The organism is Arthrobacter sp. NicSoilB11 (genome assembly GCF_019977375.1).
GTDB lineage: Bacteria > Actinomycetota > Actinomycetes > Actinomycetales > Micrococcaceae > Arthrobacter.
Genome location: NZ_AP024657.1, coordinates 2,991,915 through 3,007,407 on the forward strand (window position 1 = coordinate 2,991,915; position 15,493 = coordinate 3,007,407).

Consider the following 15,493-nt stretch of genomic DNA (forward strand, 5'->3'; position numbering starts at 1 on the left):
ACCGGGAAGCAATCCGATATTGCTATCAGTTTGGCATAAAATATGCATTGGAAGCATTCATTGCCCGGGGACTACGCTTGCTTGATGCCACAGAAAGCGAGCTCCGGCACGGCGGCTTCCCCTCCGTGGAACGGCCATCCCAAAGGGTCCAGGGCCTACGGGCGGATCCTGGCCGGTCTGTCATGCGCAGGGGTTGCAACGTTCGCGCAGCTTTACTCCACCCAGGCGGTCCTGCCCCTCCTGGCGGCCGATCTGCGCGTCACTGCCGCCGAGGCTGCCCTCACCATTTCCCTGGCCACCGTGGGTTTGGCCGCAACCGTGATCCCCTGGTCCTTCCTGGCGGACCGGATCGGCCGGGTGAAGGCGATGATGTGGGGCATCACGGCGGCCACGGTGCTGGGACTGCTGGTGCCCCTGTCCGCCAGCTTCGGCATGCTGCTGGTCCTCCGGCTGTTGGAGGGGATGGCGCTGGGCGGAATCCCCGCCATCGCCATTGCCTACCTCAACGAGGAGGTCAGCAAAGCGCACGCCGCGCTTGCCGCCGGAAGCTATGTTGCCGGGACCACCCTGGGGGGACTTTCAGGGCGGCTCGTGGCCGGCCCTGTCGGCGAACTCTGGGGGTGGCGGTCGGCAGCCCTGGCAGTTTCCGTGCTGGCGACGATTGCCGCCGTCGCCTTCCTTGTCCTGGTGCCCCGGGCCAGGGGTTTTGTTCCTGCCCGGGCCGCCGGACTCCGGAGCGCCGTCCGGACGCTCGGGGGCCACCTTAGGAACATCCGGCTGCTGGCCCTGTATGCCCAGGCCTTCCTGATGATGGGCGGGTTCGTGGCCGTCTACAACTATCTGGGGTTCCGGTTGTCGGGCGCCCCGTTCGGGCTGCCGGCCACCGTGATCAGCCTGATCTTCCTGGCCTATCTGTCCGGCACCTTCTCCTCCCGCTGGGCAGCGGGGATGACCTCGAAATACGGGCGCCGGAACGTGCTGCTGGGCGGACTTGGCCTGGCTGTTGGCGGCCTTGCCCTGACCCTCACCCCGTCCCTGGTGCTGATCCTGTGCGGGCTGGTGGTGTTCACGGGCGGCTTCTTCGCAGCCCACAGCATCGGCTCCGGCTGGACGGGCGCCATCGCCAGCACCGGCCGCGCGCAGGCAGCGTCCCTTTACAACCTGGCCTACTACCTGGGCTCCAGCCTCCTGGGCTGGGCAGGTGGCCTGGTCTTCCAGGCCTGGGGCTGGAACGCACTGGCTGGAGCCGTGATCGCCCTGGCGTGCCTCACTGCCGCAACTGTCGCCGTCGTCCATTCCCGCGCGGAAACGGCCGCTGCCTGACTCGGTGCCGCACTCGAATTAACACGCTCCAGCAGCTTCGAGGATAGAGCGGATGTTCGGCAGGACGCGTGCCTGTGGAGCCGATGGTGGAGATTCTGCGGTCTAGGATGAACTAAGGACCGTGTGGAAGGAACCGCCGTGAGTACGAATGCCAGGAACACCAGGCCCGGGGCGCACCTGGAGCCGCTGGATGCCATTGACGAGCGCCTCCTTGCGGCCCTCGTGGCAGACGCCAGGATTTCCAACAAGCAGCTCGCCGAAATGGTGGGTATTGCGCCGTCGACCGCCTTGATGCGCACCCGCGCCCTCTCGGAGCGCGGGATTGTGCAGGGCTACGAGGCGAAGCTGAGCCTGTCGGCCATCGGCCGGTCGGTGCAGGCCCTGGTGGCCGTACGGCTCCGTGCCCACGACCGGGACCAGATCGACCGTTTCACTGCGCGCGTGCCGCACCTGCCCGCCGTGCTGTCGACCTTCCACACCTCAGGTTCGGTGGACTACCTGCTGCACATCGCCGTCGGAAGCACCGAAGACCTGCGGGACTGGGTCCTGGACAATTTGGCTACCGATCCCGTGGTGGGCCACACCGAAACCACGCTGGTCTTTGAACACATCCAGGGCAACCACGGCCCGCTTCCGGACTAGCGCCGCTGTAGATCCACCCGGCTCAGACGGACCCCTGTTTCGTTGCTTTGATGGAAGCGGTGAGGGTGACGGCTGACAGGGCGAGTGCCGCCGAGCCGCACAGCAGGACGAATCCCTGCACCGCTGCCGCCATTCCGAACACGGCGCTGGCCCAGCCCAGGCCGAGGACCGGCACGGCGCTGCCCAGGTAGGTGATGACGTACACGGTGCTGATGATCTGCGCGTGGCGTGCCGGCTCCACCTTGCCCGCCACCTCGTTGAAAACCATCCGGAAGGCCATGCCCTGCCCCAGGCCGGCGGTAACGGCAGCCCCAACGAGCAGCAGTGGGCTGTGCCATGCGCCGGCGGCTCCCAGCAGGATGACGGAGACGCCCAGGACGGCCAGCCCCGCAGGCACGGCCAGGCGCCCGCGCAGGGTCACCAGCTGGCTCAGGGCTGACGCCCCCAGCGGCAGACCGGCCAGCACGCCGATCAGTGGCCGGGAGTCCGTGCCCAGGACCTGCGCGAAGTAGCCCGGGGCCAGTGACAGGGAGAAGCCAAACACGGCAAAGCTCAGGAAGCCGACGCCGGACGCCAGCCAGAAAGCGCCCCTCGCCTGCCGTGAAACGGAGGGACGGCGCGGGGCAAGGACGTGCAGCGGGCGGGACACTGCCGGCACCATGATGGCCGGGCGTGCGCGGATCAGGTACAGCGGGACAAGGAGCGCGGCCAGCAACAGCGAATGGACGACGTACGGAGCCGTGGTTGCACCGGGAAGCAGCGACAGCAGTCCGCCGATGACGGGACCCGCCGCTACGCCCCCCGAGGAGGCCAGCAGCGTAAAGCGCGATGCCCACTCCGGCCGGGACGGGAGCAGCTCGCGAAGGGCTGCCGCGCTGGCCCCCGTGGCGAGCGCAACCGCCATTCCCTGCAGCGCCCGTCCGGCGCACAGGGCAGCCAGCGTGCCCGCTTCGGCGAAGATCCAGCCGCCCGCCAGTCCGGTCAGGACAGCGACCAGGAGGGCGGCCCGGCGGCCGATATGGTCCGACCAGTGCCCGGCGAGCAGCAGCGTCCCCACCAGGGCCAGGACGTAGCTGGCGAAAGCCGCCGTTACGTCGAGGCTGGACAGCCCGAGGTTGGCCTGCAGCAGGGGGTACAGCGGGGTGGCAAGGTTGGCGCCCACCAGGAGCATGAAGATGACCGCGCCGGAAATCACCAGCCGCGCCGTAGTGGTGGCATTCCATCCGCTGGCCGTGGCCGGGCGCATGCGCAGTTCGCTGAAGACCGTCATTGTGCCGCCTTAGGGGTCGCCGCGGCGGGTGGTCCTTGTGGGAGCCCGGCGCGGATACAACTGTGATGGTTCAAGAATGCGGTACCGCTGCGCCATATCTTTCGACCTTGCAGGGATAATTGAGCAAAATCATCAACTTATGGATCCACGAATGGTGGAGAGTGACGATCTTGAACAAACTGGACCCCACGGACCTGAAGATCCTGCTGGCCCTCATCCGGGATCCCCGCATCCAGATCGGTGAGCTGGGCGAGTCCCTGGGCATCGCCCGCAACACGGCCCAGTCACGGGTTCGCCGCCTGCTGCGCAGCGGGGTGCTGCGCCCGGGCGGGCGCGAGGTTGACCTGGAGGCGGTGGGCTATGACGTGGTGGCCTTTGTGACCATTGAGGTCTCCCACCGGGAGCTGGACGGCGTCGTGGCAGCACTGCGGCTCATCCCGCAGGTCCTGGAAGTCCACGAGATCTCCGGCCGCGGCGATGTCTGGTGCCGGGTGGTGGCCACGGACACCCACAACCTCCAGTCGTCCCTGCGGCAGGTCCTGCGGATCAAGGGTGTCATCCGGACAGAGACCGTGCTGGCCCTGCACACCCATATCCCCTACCGGACCGAGCCCCTCATCAGCGGCCTGAGCAGTGCCGCAGCTCCGGCGGCTAGGATTTCCTGAATGACCATCATCGATAACGCCGTCTACGTCAACGGCGTCCGCCATGCAGAGCCCGACAGTCTTGAGCAGACCTTTGAGACCCTGTCCCTGCATGGCGGCATGGCATGGATCGGCCTCTACCGGCCCACGGCGGAGGAAATGGCGGCCGTGGCCAGCGAGTTCGGACTCCATGCCCTCGCAGTGGAGGATGCCGTTTCGGCCCACCAGCGGCCCAAGCTGGAGCGTTACGACGACAACCTTTTCACCGTCCTGCGGCCCGCCCGGTACGTGGACGAGGACGAAACCGTGGAATTCGGCGAACTCCACGTGTTCACCGGCAAGAACTTTGTGGTGACGGTGCGGCATGCGGAAACGGCCGGCGTTGCCAGGGTGCGGCAGCGGCTGGAGGGGCGGCCTGATCTCCTGCGGCACGGTCCCGAAGCGGTGCTGTATGCCCTGCTGGACCGGGTGGTGGATGACTACGCCCCGGTGGTGGCGGGGCTGGAAAACGACATTGACGAGATCGAGGACCAGCTGTTCAGCGGCGATTCCTCCGTGTCCCGCCGCATTTACGAACTGGCCCGGGAGGTCATCCAGTTCCAGCGCGCCATCCACCCCCTGCCCGAGATGCTGGACCAGTTGAAGCGCGGCTTCGAGAAGTACGAAGTGGAAAGCGAGCTGCGGCATAACCTGCGTGACGTGGAAGACCACGTTGAGCGGGTGATTTCCCGGGCGGACTCCTTCCGGGACTTGCTGCAGAACGCCCTGACCCTCGACGGGACACTGACAGCCAACCGGCAGAACGAGGCCAGCGCCGAGCAGAACGAACAGGTCAAGAAAATCTCGTCCTGGGCGGCCATCCTGTTTGCGCCCTCATTCGTGGCCGGGATCTACGGCATGAACTTTGACAACATGCCCGAACTCCATTGGTCCTTCGGCTACCCCCTGGCGCTGCTCCTCATGGTGGCTGCCGGCGGCCTTATGTACGGCATCTTCAAGAGGAAGGGCTGGATCTAGCGGGGCGGGATCACCGTCGCGGGCAGCCGTCCGGTGGCCAGCGCCACCCGCATATTGCCCACCGCGTGCACCATGAGGGAAACAACCAGGAATGCCACCAGAACCTGGCCGGTGGAACCCAGCACCCTCACCCATCCGCCATCGAGGGTTGGGTCAAGGAAGTCGTACACGTACCATCCGTCAAGGCCGCCCCGGATCCACGAAAACGCAAGGAAGGCCACTGGATAGCCCAGCCAGGCGAGGGGCCGCCACCAGGGACCTCGGACCGTCCGGGTGACGAGAATCCAGTCAAGCGCCGCCACCAGCGGGGCCAGGCGGTGGTGGGCAACCTGCGGCCAATACAAATCCCATGTCCACCACGGCTCTTCCGGCGGAGCCACGAGCACGATGTAGATGATGCCCGTCATGACCATGTACAGGACCAGCGCGCCGAACATCTGGTCCCACCACAGCGGCGGCCGGCGTCGCCGCAGCACCCCTGAAATGATCAGGACAAGCCCGAAGACAAGATTTCCCTGCACAGTGAATTCCGAATACAGCTGCGGGACATCCACGTCGTTGCCGGGCAGGGTGGCGTCGAAGGTCTTTTGCACGATTGCGGCCAGCACGACAAGACCGACGCTGATCCGGGTGGCCCGGATCCATGGGCGGTCGGGGTGCAGGGCACGGTTGATGGCAAAGTTGCGCACGACCGGCGGAGCCAGCTGTGGGGGGTGCCCTTCCTTCTTCGTGAGGCTCATGGAGCAAGGGTCACGCCGGCAGGAGGAAAAAGACAGGGTCCTTCGACCGCTAACGCCCACCGCCCACCCGGGCCGGTGACAGCCGGTCCGGGCAGGCGGTGACGGTCAGGCGTTGGTTCTGCGCTTCAGCCAGCCCCAGACGCCGGTGGCGACGAAGAGGACCAGGCCGATGATGGCGAGCCAGAGAAGGCCCTTCACGACGAAGCCGACGATGGACAGGATGAGCCAGAGGACAAGAAGTCCGATGATGATTCCCATGAGGCCCACTCTAGGCCCCCACCCATCCGATCGGGCCTGCATCCGGGGGCGTTTTGCCTATGGGAACGGTAACGCGTCCCGCGGTTCCGTCCACCACCACTGTTTGCCCGTTCACGAGGGTGCGGGTTGCGGACCTACCTTCCAGCTCACTGCGTTTGGCGGCGCGGGCCAGCACACGCCGGCGGTGCCGCTCCTTCTCCGCCGGCGGCAACGCCCCGCCGTCGGGCATTGCCGCAAAGTTCCTCGAAGCGCAGGTGAGTGACATCCGTGGGCCCGGCCAGGACACCGGCTTCCGTGAGGCGCCCGCCCAGCGTATGCGGCGGCACCGGAAAGCCTCCGCGCAACAGTTCGCCCACGTTGGCGCCCTTTGCCCGGTCTGCGGAAGCGGCTCGTTGCATCAGGGCCACGGGAAGGGACGAGCGAGGGAGGGATCCGCGGAGTCCGCCCGCGGACAGGAATCGCCCGGCGGTGGGCACCTGCGTTTGAAAAGGAAGGCAAACCAGGTGTTCTGGCTCTGGCAACACGCCTGCAAATGGTGGAGCTAAGGAGATTCGAACTCCTGACCTCTTCGATGCGAACGAAGCGCTCTACCAACTGAGCTATAGCCCCGGAATGGGCCGCAACCTGCAAGGCGTTCCAGGATGGTGCGGAACCGGTGTCCCTAGGCTACAAATTTTCCCGGCCCAACGCCAATTGACGCTCCGGCCGGCCGCGGGACCCCAAGGCGCCCCGCCCAAACTTTACGCGCGCCGGCGCTGAAGAACGTCGTCGAGGTTGCTCAGCGCGCTCTGCGCCTTGGTCAACTGCTGATCGGCCACCTGCTGTGCTTCCGCGGACTCCGCTGCCTGCACCCCGGCAGCGCCCTGCTTCAGGGACGGCTTGCCAACTGCCTTGGGCGCCTCAGGAAGTTCAAGAGGCTGCGGCTCCGGGCGCTTTGCCTTGGCTGCGTCCACGTAAACGGGCTTGGGGACTTCCACCGGCTCCCAAGGGGTTCCCGCCGGAGTGGCCGGGGCCGCCTCTGCAGCACTGGTATCGCCGGCAGCCACCGCGACGGCGAGGGCTGCTTCACGAAGCTCAACTGCCGTGAGCCGCTTGATCCCGGCCTGGCCTGCCTCGGCATCGAAAAGCGGGCTGTCCGGCCGCGCGGGGGCGGCCTCAGGTTTTGGGGGAATCGCGTCGGCCGTCTCCGGGCGGCGTGCAGGCGCACTCATGGCCGAGCGGAACGCAGCATTGACCTTTGCCTTGCGGTCGCGGACGGCGAGCATACGCAGCAGCGCCACCGACCCGAGAGTCAGCACCGTGCACAGGATCGGAAGGGCAGGCGAACCGATGCCAAAGGCAGCCAGGATCCCGGAAATGAATGCAGTGACAAGGGAGAGCAGCCCCATCAGGGCCAGCGCGGTCCGGCCGTAGCGGATGCGGAGCCGGGCCGGAGGGGGGGTGCTGGCAGCGCCGGCACCGGGTGACGGACTCTTCCTGGGTTCCATGGCTTTCTCCTGCTGGGCGGCGACGTTCAAGACCAGGCCGGCGTGCGGATCCGGCCCCTCATCGGCGGGGGCGTCTGCCAGGAAGTCGACGGCAGGCTGGAACTGGTGCCGGCGGTTCCGGAGGACGTAAGGGGCAACCCATACAATCCAGAGCGCGACGGCAACCACGAGGATCACTGAGCTGCTAAGGGGGAAGTCCACACTCAAAACCGTATGAGCATCATGCCTGCTCAGGCCGCATTAGCCCCGGTGTGTCGTGCCCCCTCTGGCAAACCGTTGGATTTATGACCGGCGCGAGGCCAGCCAGGGGCCCAGCAGGCCCTCCGGGACTTCTTCCGCGGTGAGGGCGAAGGAACGGTGGTCGGCCCATTTGCCGTTGATGTGCAGGAAACGGGGCCGGTACCCCTCGTCCCGGAATCCCAGCTTTTCCACCACCCGCAGGCTGGGTCCGTTCTCGGGCCGGATATTGATTTCCATCCGGTGCAGGCCGAGGGTCCTGAAGCAGTGGTCCGTCACCAACGCCACGGAGGTGGGGGCGATCCCCCGTCCAGCCCGTGCCTGGTCAACCCAGTAGCCAAGGGTTGCCATCATGGCCGAACCCCACACGATTGACGACACGGTCAACTGGCCCACGATGGCGGGGCTGCTGAGGCCCGGCCTCCACTCGGTAATAAGGAAGGGCAAAGCTGTGGCCTGCGCGGCCTGCACTTTGAGCGACCGGACCATGTGCCGGTAATCGGGCAGCCCACCGCCCGGATCCGGATTGGAGGCCTCCCACGGCTGCAGCCACTCACTGTTGCGCGAGCGCACCTCCATCCATTCATTCTTGTCGCGGTACCGGATGGGCCGCAGGACCAAGTCGCCGCACTCCAGGGTGACCGGCCAGATGGGACCACTGCGCATGGCGCTAGCGGGAAAGGTCCGAGGTGAAACCTGGCAGCCATTCCCGCAGGCCCGGGCCCAGGTCGTCGCTGTCGATGGCGAGCTGGATGCAGGCCTTGAGGTAGCTGAGTTTGTCGCCGGTGTCGTAGCGCCGGCCCCGGAACACGACCCCGTACACCCCGTGCCCTTCACCATCACCGGAGGCAAGTTCCTGGAGGGCATCCGTCAACTGGATTTCCCCGCCCCGGCCCGGTTCGGTGTGTTCAAGGACGCCGAACACGGCGGGGTGCAGGACATAACGCCCGATCAGGGCCAGGTTGGAGGGCGCTTCCTCGGGTGACGGCTTTTCCACCAGCCGGTTGACGCGGACGTAGTCTTCGCCGTCGATGTCCTGGATGTCCGCACAGCCGTAGGCGCTGATCTCCGACGGCTCCACTTCAATCAGGGCGACGACGGACCCACCGGTTTTGGCCTGGACGTCAATCATCGTGCTGAGCAGTTCGTCGCGGGCGTCAATCAGGTCATCTCCCAGCAGGACAGCGAAGGCTTCGTCACCCACGTGCTGTTTTGCGCGGAGCACCGCATGGCCCAGGCCGTGGGGGTCGCCCTGCCGGACGTAGTGGATGTCACCCAACTGGCTGGCCGCCTGGATGGACGCCAGCTTCTCCGTGTCCCCTTTGTCCTCGAGCGTTGACTCAAGGGACGGCACGCGGTCGAAGTGGTCTTCCAGGGCCCGCTTGTTGCGGCCCGTAATCATCAGGATGTCGTGGAGGCCCACGTGGACGGCTTCCTCCACCACATACTGGATGGCAGGCTTGTCCACGACGGGGAGCATTTCCTTGGGCATCGCCTTGGTGGCTGGCAGGAACCTGGTGCCCAGGCCCGCGGCGGGAATGACGGCTTTGCGGACTCTGGGGTTACTGGTGTTCACCGGTCTAATCTAACGTCAGCGTCAAGCATTTCAGTAACCACCGGAGCGGCAAGCCCGTGCCGGTGCGGGAAGAACCTCCCAATACGGGGCATTGCAGGAAGGACACCATGCTGCAGGAGACCAACGCAGTCAAGGACGGCATCAGGGCCGCCCACCGCCGGCGGCGGGCAGCGCTGACGCCGGCGCAGCTCGAAGCTGCCGGCGCGGCCCTGGCCGTCCATGGGGAAGCATGGGCGGGGACGGTCACAGGGAAGCACGCCTCGATAGCCTGCGTGTACCTTGGCGTGGGACACGAACCGCCCACCCTGCCCCTGATCAACGCCCTGCATCGCAGCGGCCATCAGGTACTGCTTCCGGTGTGCGAGGAAGGCCGCGAATTGAGCTGGGTGTTCTGGACGCCGGAGACCAGCTTCGAGCGCAGCAAATATGCACCAATCCTGGAGCCCACGGGGCACCGTCACGGGCCGGAAACGGCCGGTGCCGCAGCGGTGCTCTTTATTCCGGCCACCGCAGTGGACCTCGCCGGCAACAGGATCGGGCAGGGCGGAGGCTACTACGACAAATTCCTGGGGCACCTGGCTACGGCAGGGAAGGAAATTCCCCTGGCCGCTGTTATCTACGATGACGAATTGCTGCCCGCCGGCCGGATACCGGCCGAGAAGTTCGACCGACCGGTCCCGGCCGTCCTGGCCCCGTCCGGATACCGGCCATTGGCGGGCAACGCCTGAGCCCGTCCATTCGGGCACAGTGATAGAATTAGCACTCAGGCCCTGCGACTGCTAACGGTTTACCCGGTGGCAGCACGGGACCTCTCGTTTGCCCAAGAGGAGGAGCACCAGTGCCAACATATGCTTACGCCTGCAAGGATTGCGGCCACGCCTTCGACATTGTCCAGTCGTTCTCGGACAGCAGCCTGACGTCCTGCCCGGAATGCGAGGGCACGTTGCGCAAGAAGTTCAACAGCGTCGGTGTCGTCTTCAAGGGCTCGGGTTTCTACCGCACGGATTCCCGCGATTCCAAGGGCAGCTCCGTCTCCCCCACACCCGCAGCGACGCCCGCTGCCACCCCCGCCGCGTCGGCGCCGGCAGCAGCTGCCGCCAGCTAAGCAGCCCAGGACTTTACGACGGCGGCCGGACGCTCCCTGCGTCCGGCCGCCTTTGTCCACATAGCCGCCGTCCGGGCTCCCGTGCCGCTTTGGCGTCACCTAGCGTGGGCGCATGCCAGTACTCTTCCGACGTCGCCGCGACGGTCTCCGGTTCCCCGGCCATGTCCATGCTGCAGGTGCCCGTAACATCCCCCGCCACCCCGGACGGCGTCCCCTGCACTCGCGGTTTGCCGGCTGGCTAAGCCGCAACCGACGCCTCGTAGCGGCCCTGCTCTTGTGCGCAGCTGCAGCAATCGCTGTCCAGCAACTCACTCCCGCCCCGCTCACCACCGTCACGGCGCTGGCCGCTGCCCGGGATCTGCCCGCGGGAACAACGGTAACGGCAGCAGACCTGGCCCAGGTCCAGGTGCCGCCCGGGATGGTGACCGACGGCTTCCTCCGGGATGGATCCGCAACCGCAGGCAAGCAGCTCGCAGCGCCGCTGCGGAAGGGCCAGCTCCTCACCGACGCCCAGCTGCTGGGCCCCGGGCTCCTGGCAGGGACGCCCCCCGGTTCGGCCGCGGTTCCCCTGCGGATGGCGGATGCCTCATCCATCCAGCTGGTCTCCCCCGGCCAGCTGGTCAACATTGTGCTGACATCAGCCAACGGGTTCGACCAGAAGGGTCCCTCTGAGGTCCTGGCGTCTGCCGTCCCGGTGCTGTGGACCTCGAACAACGGCGGCCAAGGGGGTCAATGGCTCGGCACCACCGAGACCGATGGACTGATCGTGGTGGCAGCCACCGCCGAACAATCACTGCGCCTGGCCGGCGCCTCCACCCAGGGCAGGCTGTTCTTCGTCCTGGTCGGGGCGCCCTGACCTCAAGCGTGGCCCGGATGATGTTGGTCAGCCCCAGTGCGGCGGTTTCTGTTCCTTCAACCAGGTATCGTGATCGTCCTCCCGGTCACCCCAGCTGCGGGCGTCGTCTTCCGCCGCCTTGCTCGGGAGGATCTCGTCGGTGCCCGCCGCTGCCGGCCGCGCCCCCGGAGAAGGCACCGGCGCTGCGGAATCCGCGGGAGCGGCACCGCGGTCAGTTCCGGCTGCGGCCCCGCTCCTGTTCGCGCCGCCGTTCTTGTCCAGGTCGTCGTTCCTGTTCGAGCCGCCGTTCTTATCCAGGTCGTCGTTCCTGTTCAGGTCGTTCGTGTTCCGGGTGTTGTTCTCGTTCTGGCGCATGTCTTCCTCGGGCCTGTCTTTCCCAGGCCGGTCTTCTCTCGTCGTGGCACCCGCTTCCCTTGTCCCCTGGGCGCGCCGGCCTTGGCTGACAGCCTCGGAAGGCAGGTAGGAAACACCGGCAGCAGGCGCCCCATCAATTCCGTGAAGTGCGTGGTTGAAGTCATCGTCCAGGAATCCTGTGCTGGACGTGGTCCGGCCCGGAAGCACCATCTTCTCAAGTCCCAGGTAACCGGCGATGCGGTCCGCGCAGGACGAGGGGTCCGTGAAGACCTCGATGGTCCACAGGGGCATGTACCGCCATCCCAGGCGTTCCAGCAGTTGCGGCCGCAGCCTGCTGCGCTCACGCACGCTCATGGTGCGGTACTGGGCCGTGCCGTCGGATTCGATGGCCACGGGCCGCGGGAGGTCGGGGTCGTCCTGGCCCATGGTGTTCAGGGGATCCGCCGCGGCAACCACGTCGATGGCGCCGTCGTACTGGTGCCAGACCCTGGCGCCCCGGGCCCGCAACCGGTCCCCCAGGTCCGCTACCAGCGGGTCCGCTCCCAGCGCCTGCTCGCTGGCCGCGGCACGGGACGCGGGAGTCCCGAGATCGGTGTTGCCGGAAATTTCCCGGTCCAGCAGCGTATAAAGATCCACCGCCCCGTGGGTGAGCCTGGTGTGGTCCAGGTCCTCCGGCCGGAAGCAGGTGAGCACGTGCATGGAACGGCGCGCCCGGGTCATGGCCAGGGCAAACTTCTCCCGGCCGCCCTCCGCGGAGAGCGGCCCGAAGTTGTGCAGGGCGCGGCCGTGCGGGGTCCGCCCGAATCCGGGCGAGAAAATGACGTGGTCGCGGACCAGGCCCTGGGCGCGTTCAAGGTCAACTACCCGGAAAGATTCCGGCCCGGCGCCGAAGAAGCCGGCCAGGCCCGGCTGGTTGGACAGCTGGAGCCTGATGGATTCACCAATCCTGGCGGCGTGCCGCAGGCTTGCGGTAACCACTGCCAGCGACGTTCGCGGGCGCAGGCGGGCGTGTTCGAAGACGAGCTCCACCACGCGGTTGACCTCGGCCACCACGGACTCCACGCCTTCGTCGCCGGCACTGGGCAGGCCCGTGCCGTCCGGCAGGTATTCCACCAGCAGCGACCGGTCCAGCCCCGTGGCCGACTGGCCTTCCGGCAGCCGGCGCAGGCCGCCGTCGTAAAAGTTCTTGCTCAGCTGAAGGACCAGGTCCTCGTCCACCGCCCGGTACACCACGTTGAGCCGCCACACCGGAAGCACGGCAGACAATGCCGTGAAGGCACTTTCCACCCGGTGGTGGGCCGACTCGCCGGGCGCCAGCCGTTCCACCCCGACGGTGAAGGTCCGCGGCGTGGCAATGCGCGAGTCGCCAAAGGCAATCACCTGCCGTGCACGGGCGATTGCCGGCAGGACAGCCTGAAGCGAGGTGGCTTCCGCATCGAGGATCACGACGGCGTCGAAGTGCTGTTCCGCCGGAAGCAGGCCCGTCATCAGGTACGGGCTGACAGACCAGACGGGAACCAGGGTGCCGATCAGGTCCGGAGCCTGTGCGGTAAGGGCCGGCAGGGAGACCCGGCCGTCCTTGAGCAGGCTCCGCAGCAGGTCGGCCTGGCGGGGCTGGGCAGCGATGGCTGTGCGCCACCGTTCCGCCAGGTCCCACCGCAGTCGGGCGGCGCCGCTGGCAACGTGGGCGTTGTCCGCCAGCCGGTACTCTGCCTCAAGCTGGCGCAGCGCGTCGCCGTCGGACATGGCCAGGTAGTCGTCACCGCTGATCATTGCCTCAAGCGCGGACTGCCACCAGGCCAGCTCCAGCTCGGCGGCAACGGATCCCTCCGGGACTTCCCGCTCGGCGAGGTCGGCCAGGAGCTCGCCCAGGCCGTGTTCGCGCATGTTCTCGACCAGGAGGGTGCGCTCGGGCAGGGTCTTGAGCGTGTCGGTGTCCGCCACCAGGCGCTCCAGGCGTTCCATCAGCCGCGCGTAGGGAACGGTGGACAGCGAGCCGCCGCCTTCCGTGTGCCGCAGCGCCTCACCCAGCTGTGCCAGTTCGCCGTCCAGGGACCGGTACATGGCAATCATTTCGGCCAGGCCGGAAGGTACGGCGGGGTGCCGCTGCGTGGTGGCGTAGCCCGCCCACAGGGCGCGCTGCTCCTGCACCAGCACCAGGGATGAGTGCAGGTCTGCGATGTGGACGCCCGGGCGCACGTATTCCTTGGCGACCCGGCGCAGCCTTGAGCGCTGCATGGCAGTCAGCTCGATGCCGCGCTCACGCCGCCAGGCGGACGGCGCGGTGGCGGAAATTAGGTCCGTCACGGGCCGGTCAAAGATGTCCGGGGTGAACTTGTCCAGGCTTCCGCGGACGGCGACCAGCAGTTCCAGCTGCTCGCCCCACTCGGCGAATGATTCGCCCAGGCGGATTTCGGCGTGCTCCGCAACGGCGTCCATGCGGTCGCGGAGGAGGGGAAGGCTCTTGGCGACGGAGCGGACCAGGTCCTGCGCTTCCTCCGTTTCCTTGCGGGTCAGCAGCCGGGCCCCGTGCCAGGGGCTGGTGGTGGCCGCCTTACTGAAGCTGCCCAGTTCCGCGGCGCGCCTGAGCCTGCCGGCCAGCTCCTCGCGGTCCCGGATGCTGTCCAGGACGCTGCGCTTGAGCCGGACGGTGGTGGCGGGCGCGGGGTGGATGGAGGTGAGCTCCGCGAGTGACTGCATGGCCTGGTAGGGCGAGCAGCCCCAACGCTCGCGGACGTTGTGGAGCGACGCCACGTGGTCCATGAGGGCGTGCCGGTGTTCCACCAGGGTGTTGTGGAGGTTCCCGAGCTGGGGTTCCAGTGACTTTTCGTTGCGCACGATCGCCCGGAGCAGCTGGCCCTTCAGCTGCTGCGCCGTGACGTTTCCGGAGAGCTGGAACAGGATGGACTCCAGCCCCAGCGACTCCAGATGCCCGGAGACCTCGTTGAGGCTGGCGCGGCGGTCGCCCACCACCAGGACAGTCTTGCCGGCGTCCACCAGGGCACCGATGGTGTTGATGGCCGTCTGGGTCTGCCCGGTGCCGGGCGGACTGCTGACCACCAGGGAGTCTCCGGCGCGGGCCGCGTCCACGACGTACTGCTGGTCAGTGTCCGCATCCAGCAGCAGCAGCTCGTCCTTGGGGTGCCTGTTGTCCAGGTGGGGGAAGCGGGAGGGGTCGGGTTCCTCCACGTCCACCACTTCGCCGCCGGCAGCAGTTGCCAGCGCGGACACAAGGGGATGGGAGTCGTTGATCCAGGGATCGTCGAGGTTGCCGGAGAGGTCGGCGAACGTGGAAACGAGCAGGTTGTGCTGGGTTTCCGCGCCGTGGATGGGCCGGATCAGGGTGGCCAGCCGGTCCAGGACAGGCTGGGGGTCGAACCGGGCGGTGCTGTAGGCGAGGCGGGTCACGGCGTTGACGTCAAAGACGATCCCGTGGATGTTCTTCAGGTGCCGCACCAGGGCCGGGTTGATGTGCGCCTGCTCGGTGAGCTGCAGTTCGAAGTCGTCCTCCCCCGGCCGTACCGTGAGGGAGATGGCGGTCAGCATGACCGGAGCGGACACCCGCTGGGGTTTGCCGCCGACGGCTGACGTCCACACCACAGTGCCGGCGGACAGGTAGCCGGCATCGATGCCGCGGTCGTTGGCGAGCTCGAAGATCTTGGACCGGATGTTGCGCGAAGCGCGGGCCGCCACCACATACTGCTGCCGGTCACGGATCAGGGTGGACAGGCGTGTGCGGCGCCCGGCCATGAGCTGGGCGAGCCCGGAGGGGTGTGCCGACGTAAGGTCGATGGAGCCTTCGGGTGTCTTGGTGAAGCGCAGCATCGTGTCCGCGCCGGTAACGGGTTTAAGCCCGGACAGCCATTTGCGAAGCTCTTCCGAGCCTTCCGGGTGGCCTTGACCAACTGACACTTCTGCCTTCTTTTCTGCGCTTGCACGTGACGTCCTGGACCATACCGGCATAGATTCGAGAGTAGCCGCTTC

14 protein-coding genes and 1 tRNA gene are annotated in these 15,493 nt (G+C 67.1%); 7 read left to right on the top strand and 8 right to left on the bottom strand.

Annotated elements, in window-relative coordinates:
* The first annotated feature begins 84 nt into the window (after positions 1 to 84).
* Together LDO14_RS13860 and LDO14_RS13865 are read left to right on the top strand one after the other, a co-directional pair.
* Positions 85 to 1,323, top strand: a complete 1,239-nt coding sequence (locus tag LDO14_RS13860) for an MFS transporter (protein WP_018769241.1) — start codon at positions 85 to 87, stop codon at positions 1,321 to 1,323.
* 138 nt (positions 1,324 to 1,461) lie between these two features.
* Complete coding sequence (locus LDO14_RS13865; RefSeq protein ID WP_026265760.1) at positions 1,462 to 1,965, top strand: Lrp/AsnC family transcriptional regulator; 504 nt, start codon at positions 1,462 to 1,464, stop codon at positions 1,963 to 1,965.
* Between the two features lie 22 nt (positions 1,966 to 1,987).
* On the opposite strand, the gene LDO14_RS13870 is transcribed toward LDO14_RS13865, so the two are convergent.
* On the bottom strand, positions 1,988 to 3,235 hold the full coding sequence (locus LDO14_RS13870) for an MFS transporter (protein WP_134163748.1): 1,248 nt from the start codon (positions 3,233 to 3,235) through the stop codon (positions 1,988 to 1,990).
* Positions 3,236 to 3,405: 170 nt separating this feature from the next.
* On the opposite strand from LDO14_RS13870, the gene LDO14_RS13875 reads away from it, so the two are divergent.
* Positions 3,406 to 3,900 (top strand): Lrp/AsnC family transcriptional regulator, encoded by a 495-nt coding sequence (locus tag LDO14_RS13875; RefSeq protein WP_026265759.1) that lies wholly within the window; start codon positions 3,406 to 3,408, stop codon positions 3,898 to 3,900.
* Positions 3,901 to 4,896: a magnesium/cobalt transporter CorA gene (gene corA, locus LDO14_RS13880; protein ID WP_018769237.1), complete on the top strand. Its 996-nt coding sequence runs from the start codon at positions 3,901 to 3,903 to the stop codon at positions 4,894 to 4,896.
* On the opposite strand, the gene LDO14_RS13885 is transcribed toward corA, so the two are convergent.
* From LDO14_RS13885 to galU, 6 genes are all read right to left on the bottom strand, one after another.
* Positions 4,893 to 5,636: a Pr6Pr family membrane protein gene (locus LDO14_RS13885; protein WP_223992190.1), complete on the bottom strand. Its 744-nt coding sequence runs from the start codon at positions 5,634 to 5,636 to the stop codon at positions 4,893 to 4,895. The two genes, corA and LDO14_RS13885, sit on opposite strands and share 4 nt — an antisense overlap.
* A gap of 105 nt (positions 5,637 to 5,741) precedes the next feature.
* The gene (locus LDO14_RS13890) at positions 5,742 to 5,894 is read right to left on the bottom strand and encodes a hypothetical protein (protein WP_018769235.1); all 153 of its coding nucleotides are present in this window, start codon (positions 5,892 to 5,894) and stop codon (positions 5,742 to 5,744) included.
* Positions 5,895 to 6,427: 533 nt separating this feature from the next.
* A tRNA-Ala gene (locus LDO14_RS13895) sits at positions 6,428 to 6,503 on the bottom strand.
* A gap of 131 nt (positions 6,504 to 6,634) precedes the next feature.
* Positions 6,635 to 7,558, bottom strand: coding sequence for a hypothetical protein (locus tag LDO14_RS13900; protein ID WP_134163898.1), 924 nt, complete (start codon positions 7,556 to 7,558; stop codon positions 6,635 to 6,637).
* A gap of 105 nt (positions 7,559 to 7,663) precedes the next feature.
* A complete protein-coding gene (locus LDO14_RS13905) occupies positions 7,664 to 8,284 on the bottom strand; it encodes a GNAT family protein (RefSeq protein ID WP_018769232.1) in 621 nt (206 codons plus the stop codon).
* Positions 8,285 to 8,288: 4 nt separating this feature from the next.
* Positions 8,289 to 9,194, bottom strand: coding sequence for a UTP--glucose-1-phosphate uridylyltransferase GalU (gene galU, locus LDO14_RS13910; protein WP_018769231.1), 906 nt, complete (start codon positions 9,192 to 9,194; stop codon positions 8,289 to 8,291).
* 107 nt (positions 9,195 to 9,301) lie between these two features.
* Between galU and LDO14_RS13915 the strand changes: the two genes are divergently transcribed.
* The 3 genes from LDO14_RS13915 to LDO14_RS13925 all read left to right on the top strand — a co-directional run bounded on the left by LDO14_RS13915 (position 9,302) and on the right by LDO14_RS13925 (position 11,155).
* Positions 9,302 to 9,922, top strand: coding sequence for a 5-formyltetrahydrofolate cyclo-ligase (locus tag LDO14_RS13915; protein ID WP_134163746.1), 621 nt, complete (start codon positions 9,302 to 9,304; stop codon positions 9,920 to 9,922).
* A gap of 110 nt (positions 9,923 to 10,032) precedes the next feature.
* Positions 10,033 to 10,299, top strand: coding sequence for an FmdB family zinc ribbon protein (locus LDO14_RS13920; protein ID WP_223992192.1), 267 nt, complete (start codon positions 10,033 to 10,035; stop codon positions 10,297 to 10,299).
* Positions 10,300 to 10,411: 112 nt separating this feature from the next.
* Complete coding sequence (locus LDO14_RS13925) at positions 10,412 to 11,155, top strand: RcpC/CpaB family pilus assembly protein (RefSeq protein WP_223992194.1); 744 nt, start codon at positions 10,412 to 10,414, stop codon at positions 11,153 to 11,155.
* A gap of 27 nt (positions 11,156 to 11,182) precedes the next feature.
* On the opposite strand, the gene LDO14_RS13930 is transcribed toward LDO14_RS13925, so the two are convergent.
* The gene (locus LDO14_RS13930) at positions 11,183 to 15,472 is read right to left on the bottom strand and encodes a DUF4011 domain-containing protein (RefSeq protein ID WP_223992196.1); all 4,290 of its coding nucleotides are present in this window, start codon (positions 15,470 to 15,472) and stop codon (positions 11,183 to 11,185) included.
* Positions 15,473 to 15,493 lie beyond the last annotated feature (21 nt).

Bases quoted from the DNA above. Each gene is read 5' to 3' on its own strand.
- corA (WP_018769237.1), top strand. From the start codon at position 3,901: ATGACCATCATCGATAACGCCGTCTACGTCAACGGCGTCCGCCATGCA.
- LDO14_RS13890 (WP_018769235.1), bottom strand. From the start codon at position 5,894: ATGGGAATCATCATCGGACTTCTTGTCCTCTGGCTCATCCTGTCCATC.
- LDO14_RS13885 (WP_223992190.1), bottom strand. From the start codon at position 5,636: ATGAGCCTCACGAAGAAGGAAGGGCACCCCCCACAGCTGGCTCCGCCG.
- LDO14_RS13925 (WP_223992194.1), top strand. From the start codon at position 10,412: ATGCCAGTACTCTTCCGACGTCGCCGCGACGGTCTCCGGTTCCCCGGC.
- LDO14_RS13860 (WP_018769241.1), top strand. From the start codon at position 85: ATGCCACAGAAAGCGAGCTCCGGCACGGCGGCTTCCCCTCCGTGGAAC.
- LDO14_RS13915 (WP_134163746.1), top strand. From the start codon at position 9,302: ATGCTGCAGGAGACCAACGCAGTCAAGGACGGCATCAGGGCCGCCCAC.
- LDO14_RS13905 (WP_018769232.1), bottom strand. From the start codon at position 8,284: ATGCGCAGTGGTCCCATCTGGCCGGTCACCCTGGAGTGCGGCGACTTG.
- LDO14_RS13870 (WP_134163748.1), bottom strand. From the start codon at position 3,235: ATGACGGTCTTCAGCGAACTGCGCATGCGCCCGGCCACGGCCAGCGGA.
- LDO14_RS13930 (WP_223992196.1), bottom strand. From the start codon at position 15,472: ATGCCGGTATGGTCCAGGACGTCACGTGCAAGCGCAGAAAAGAAGGCA.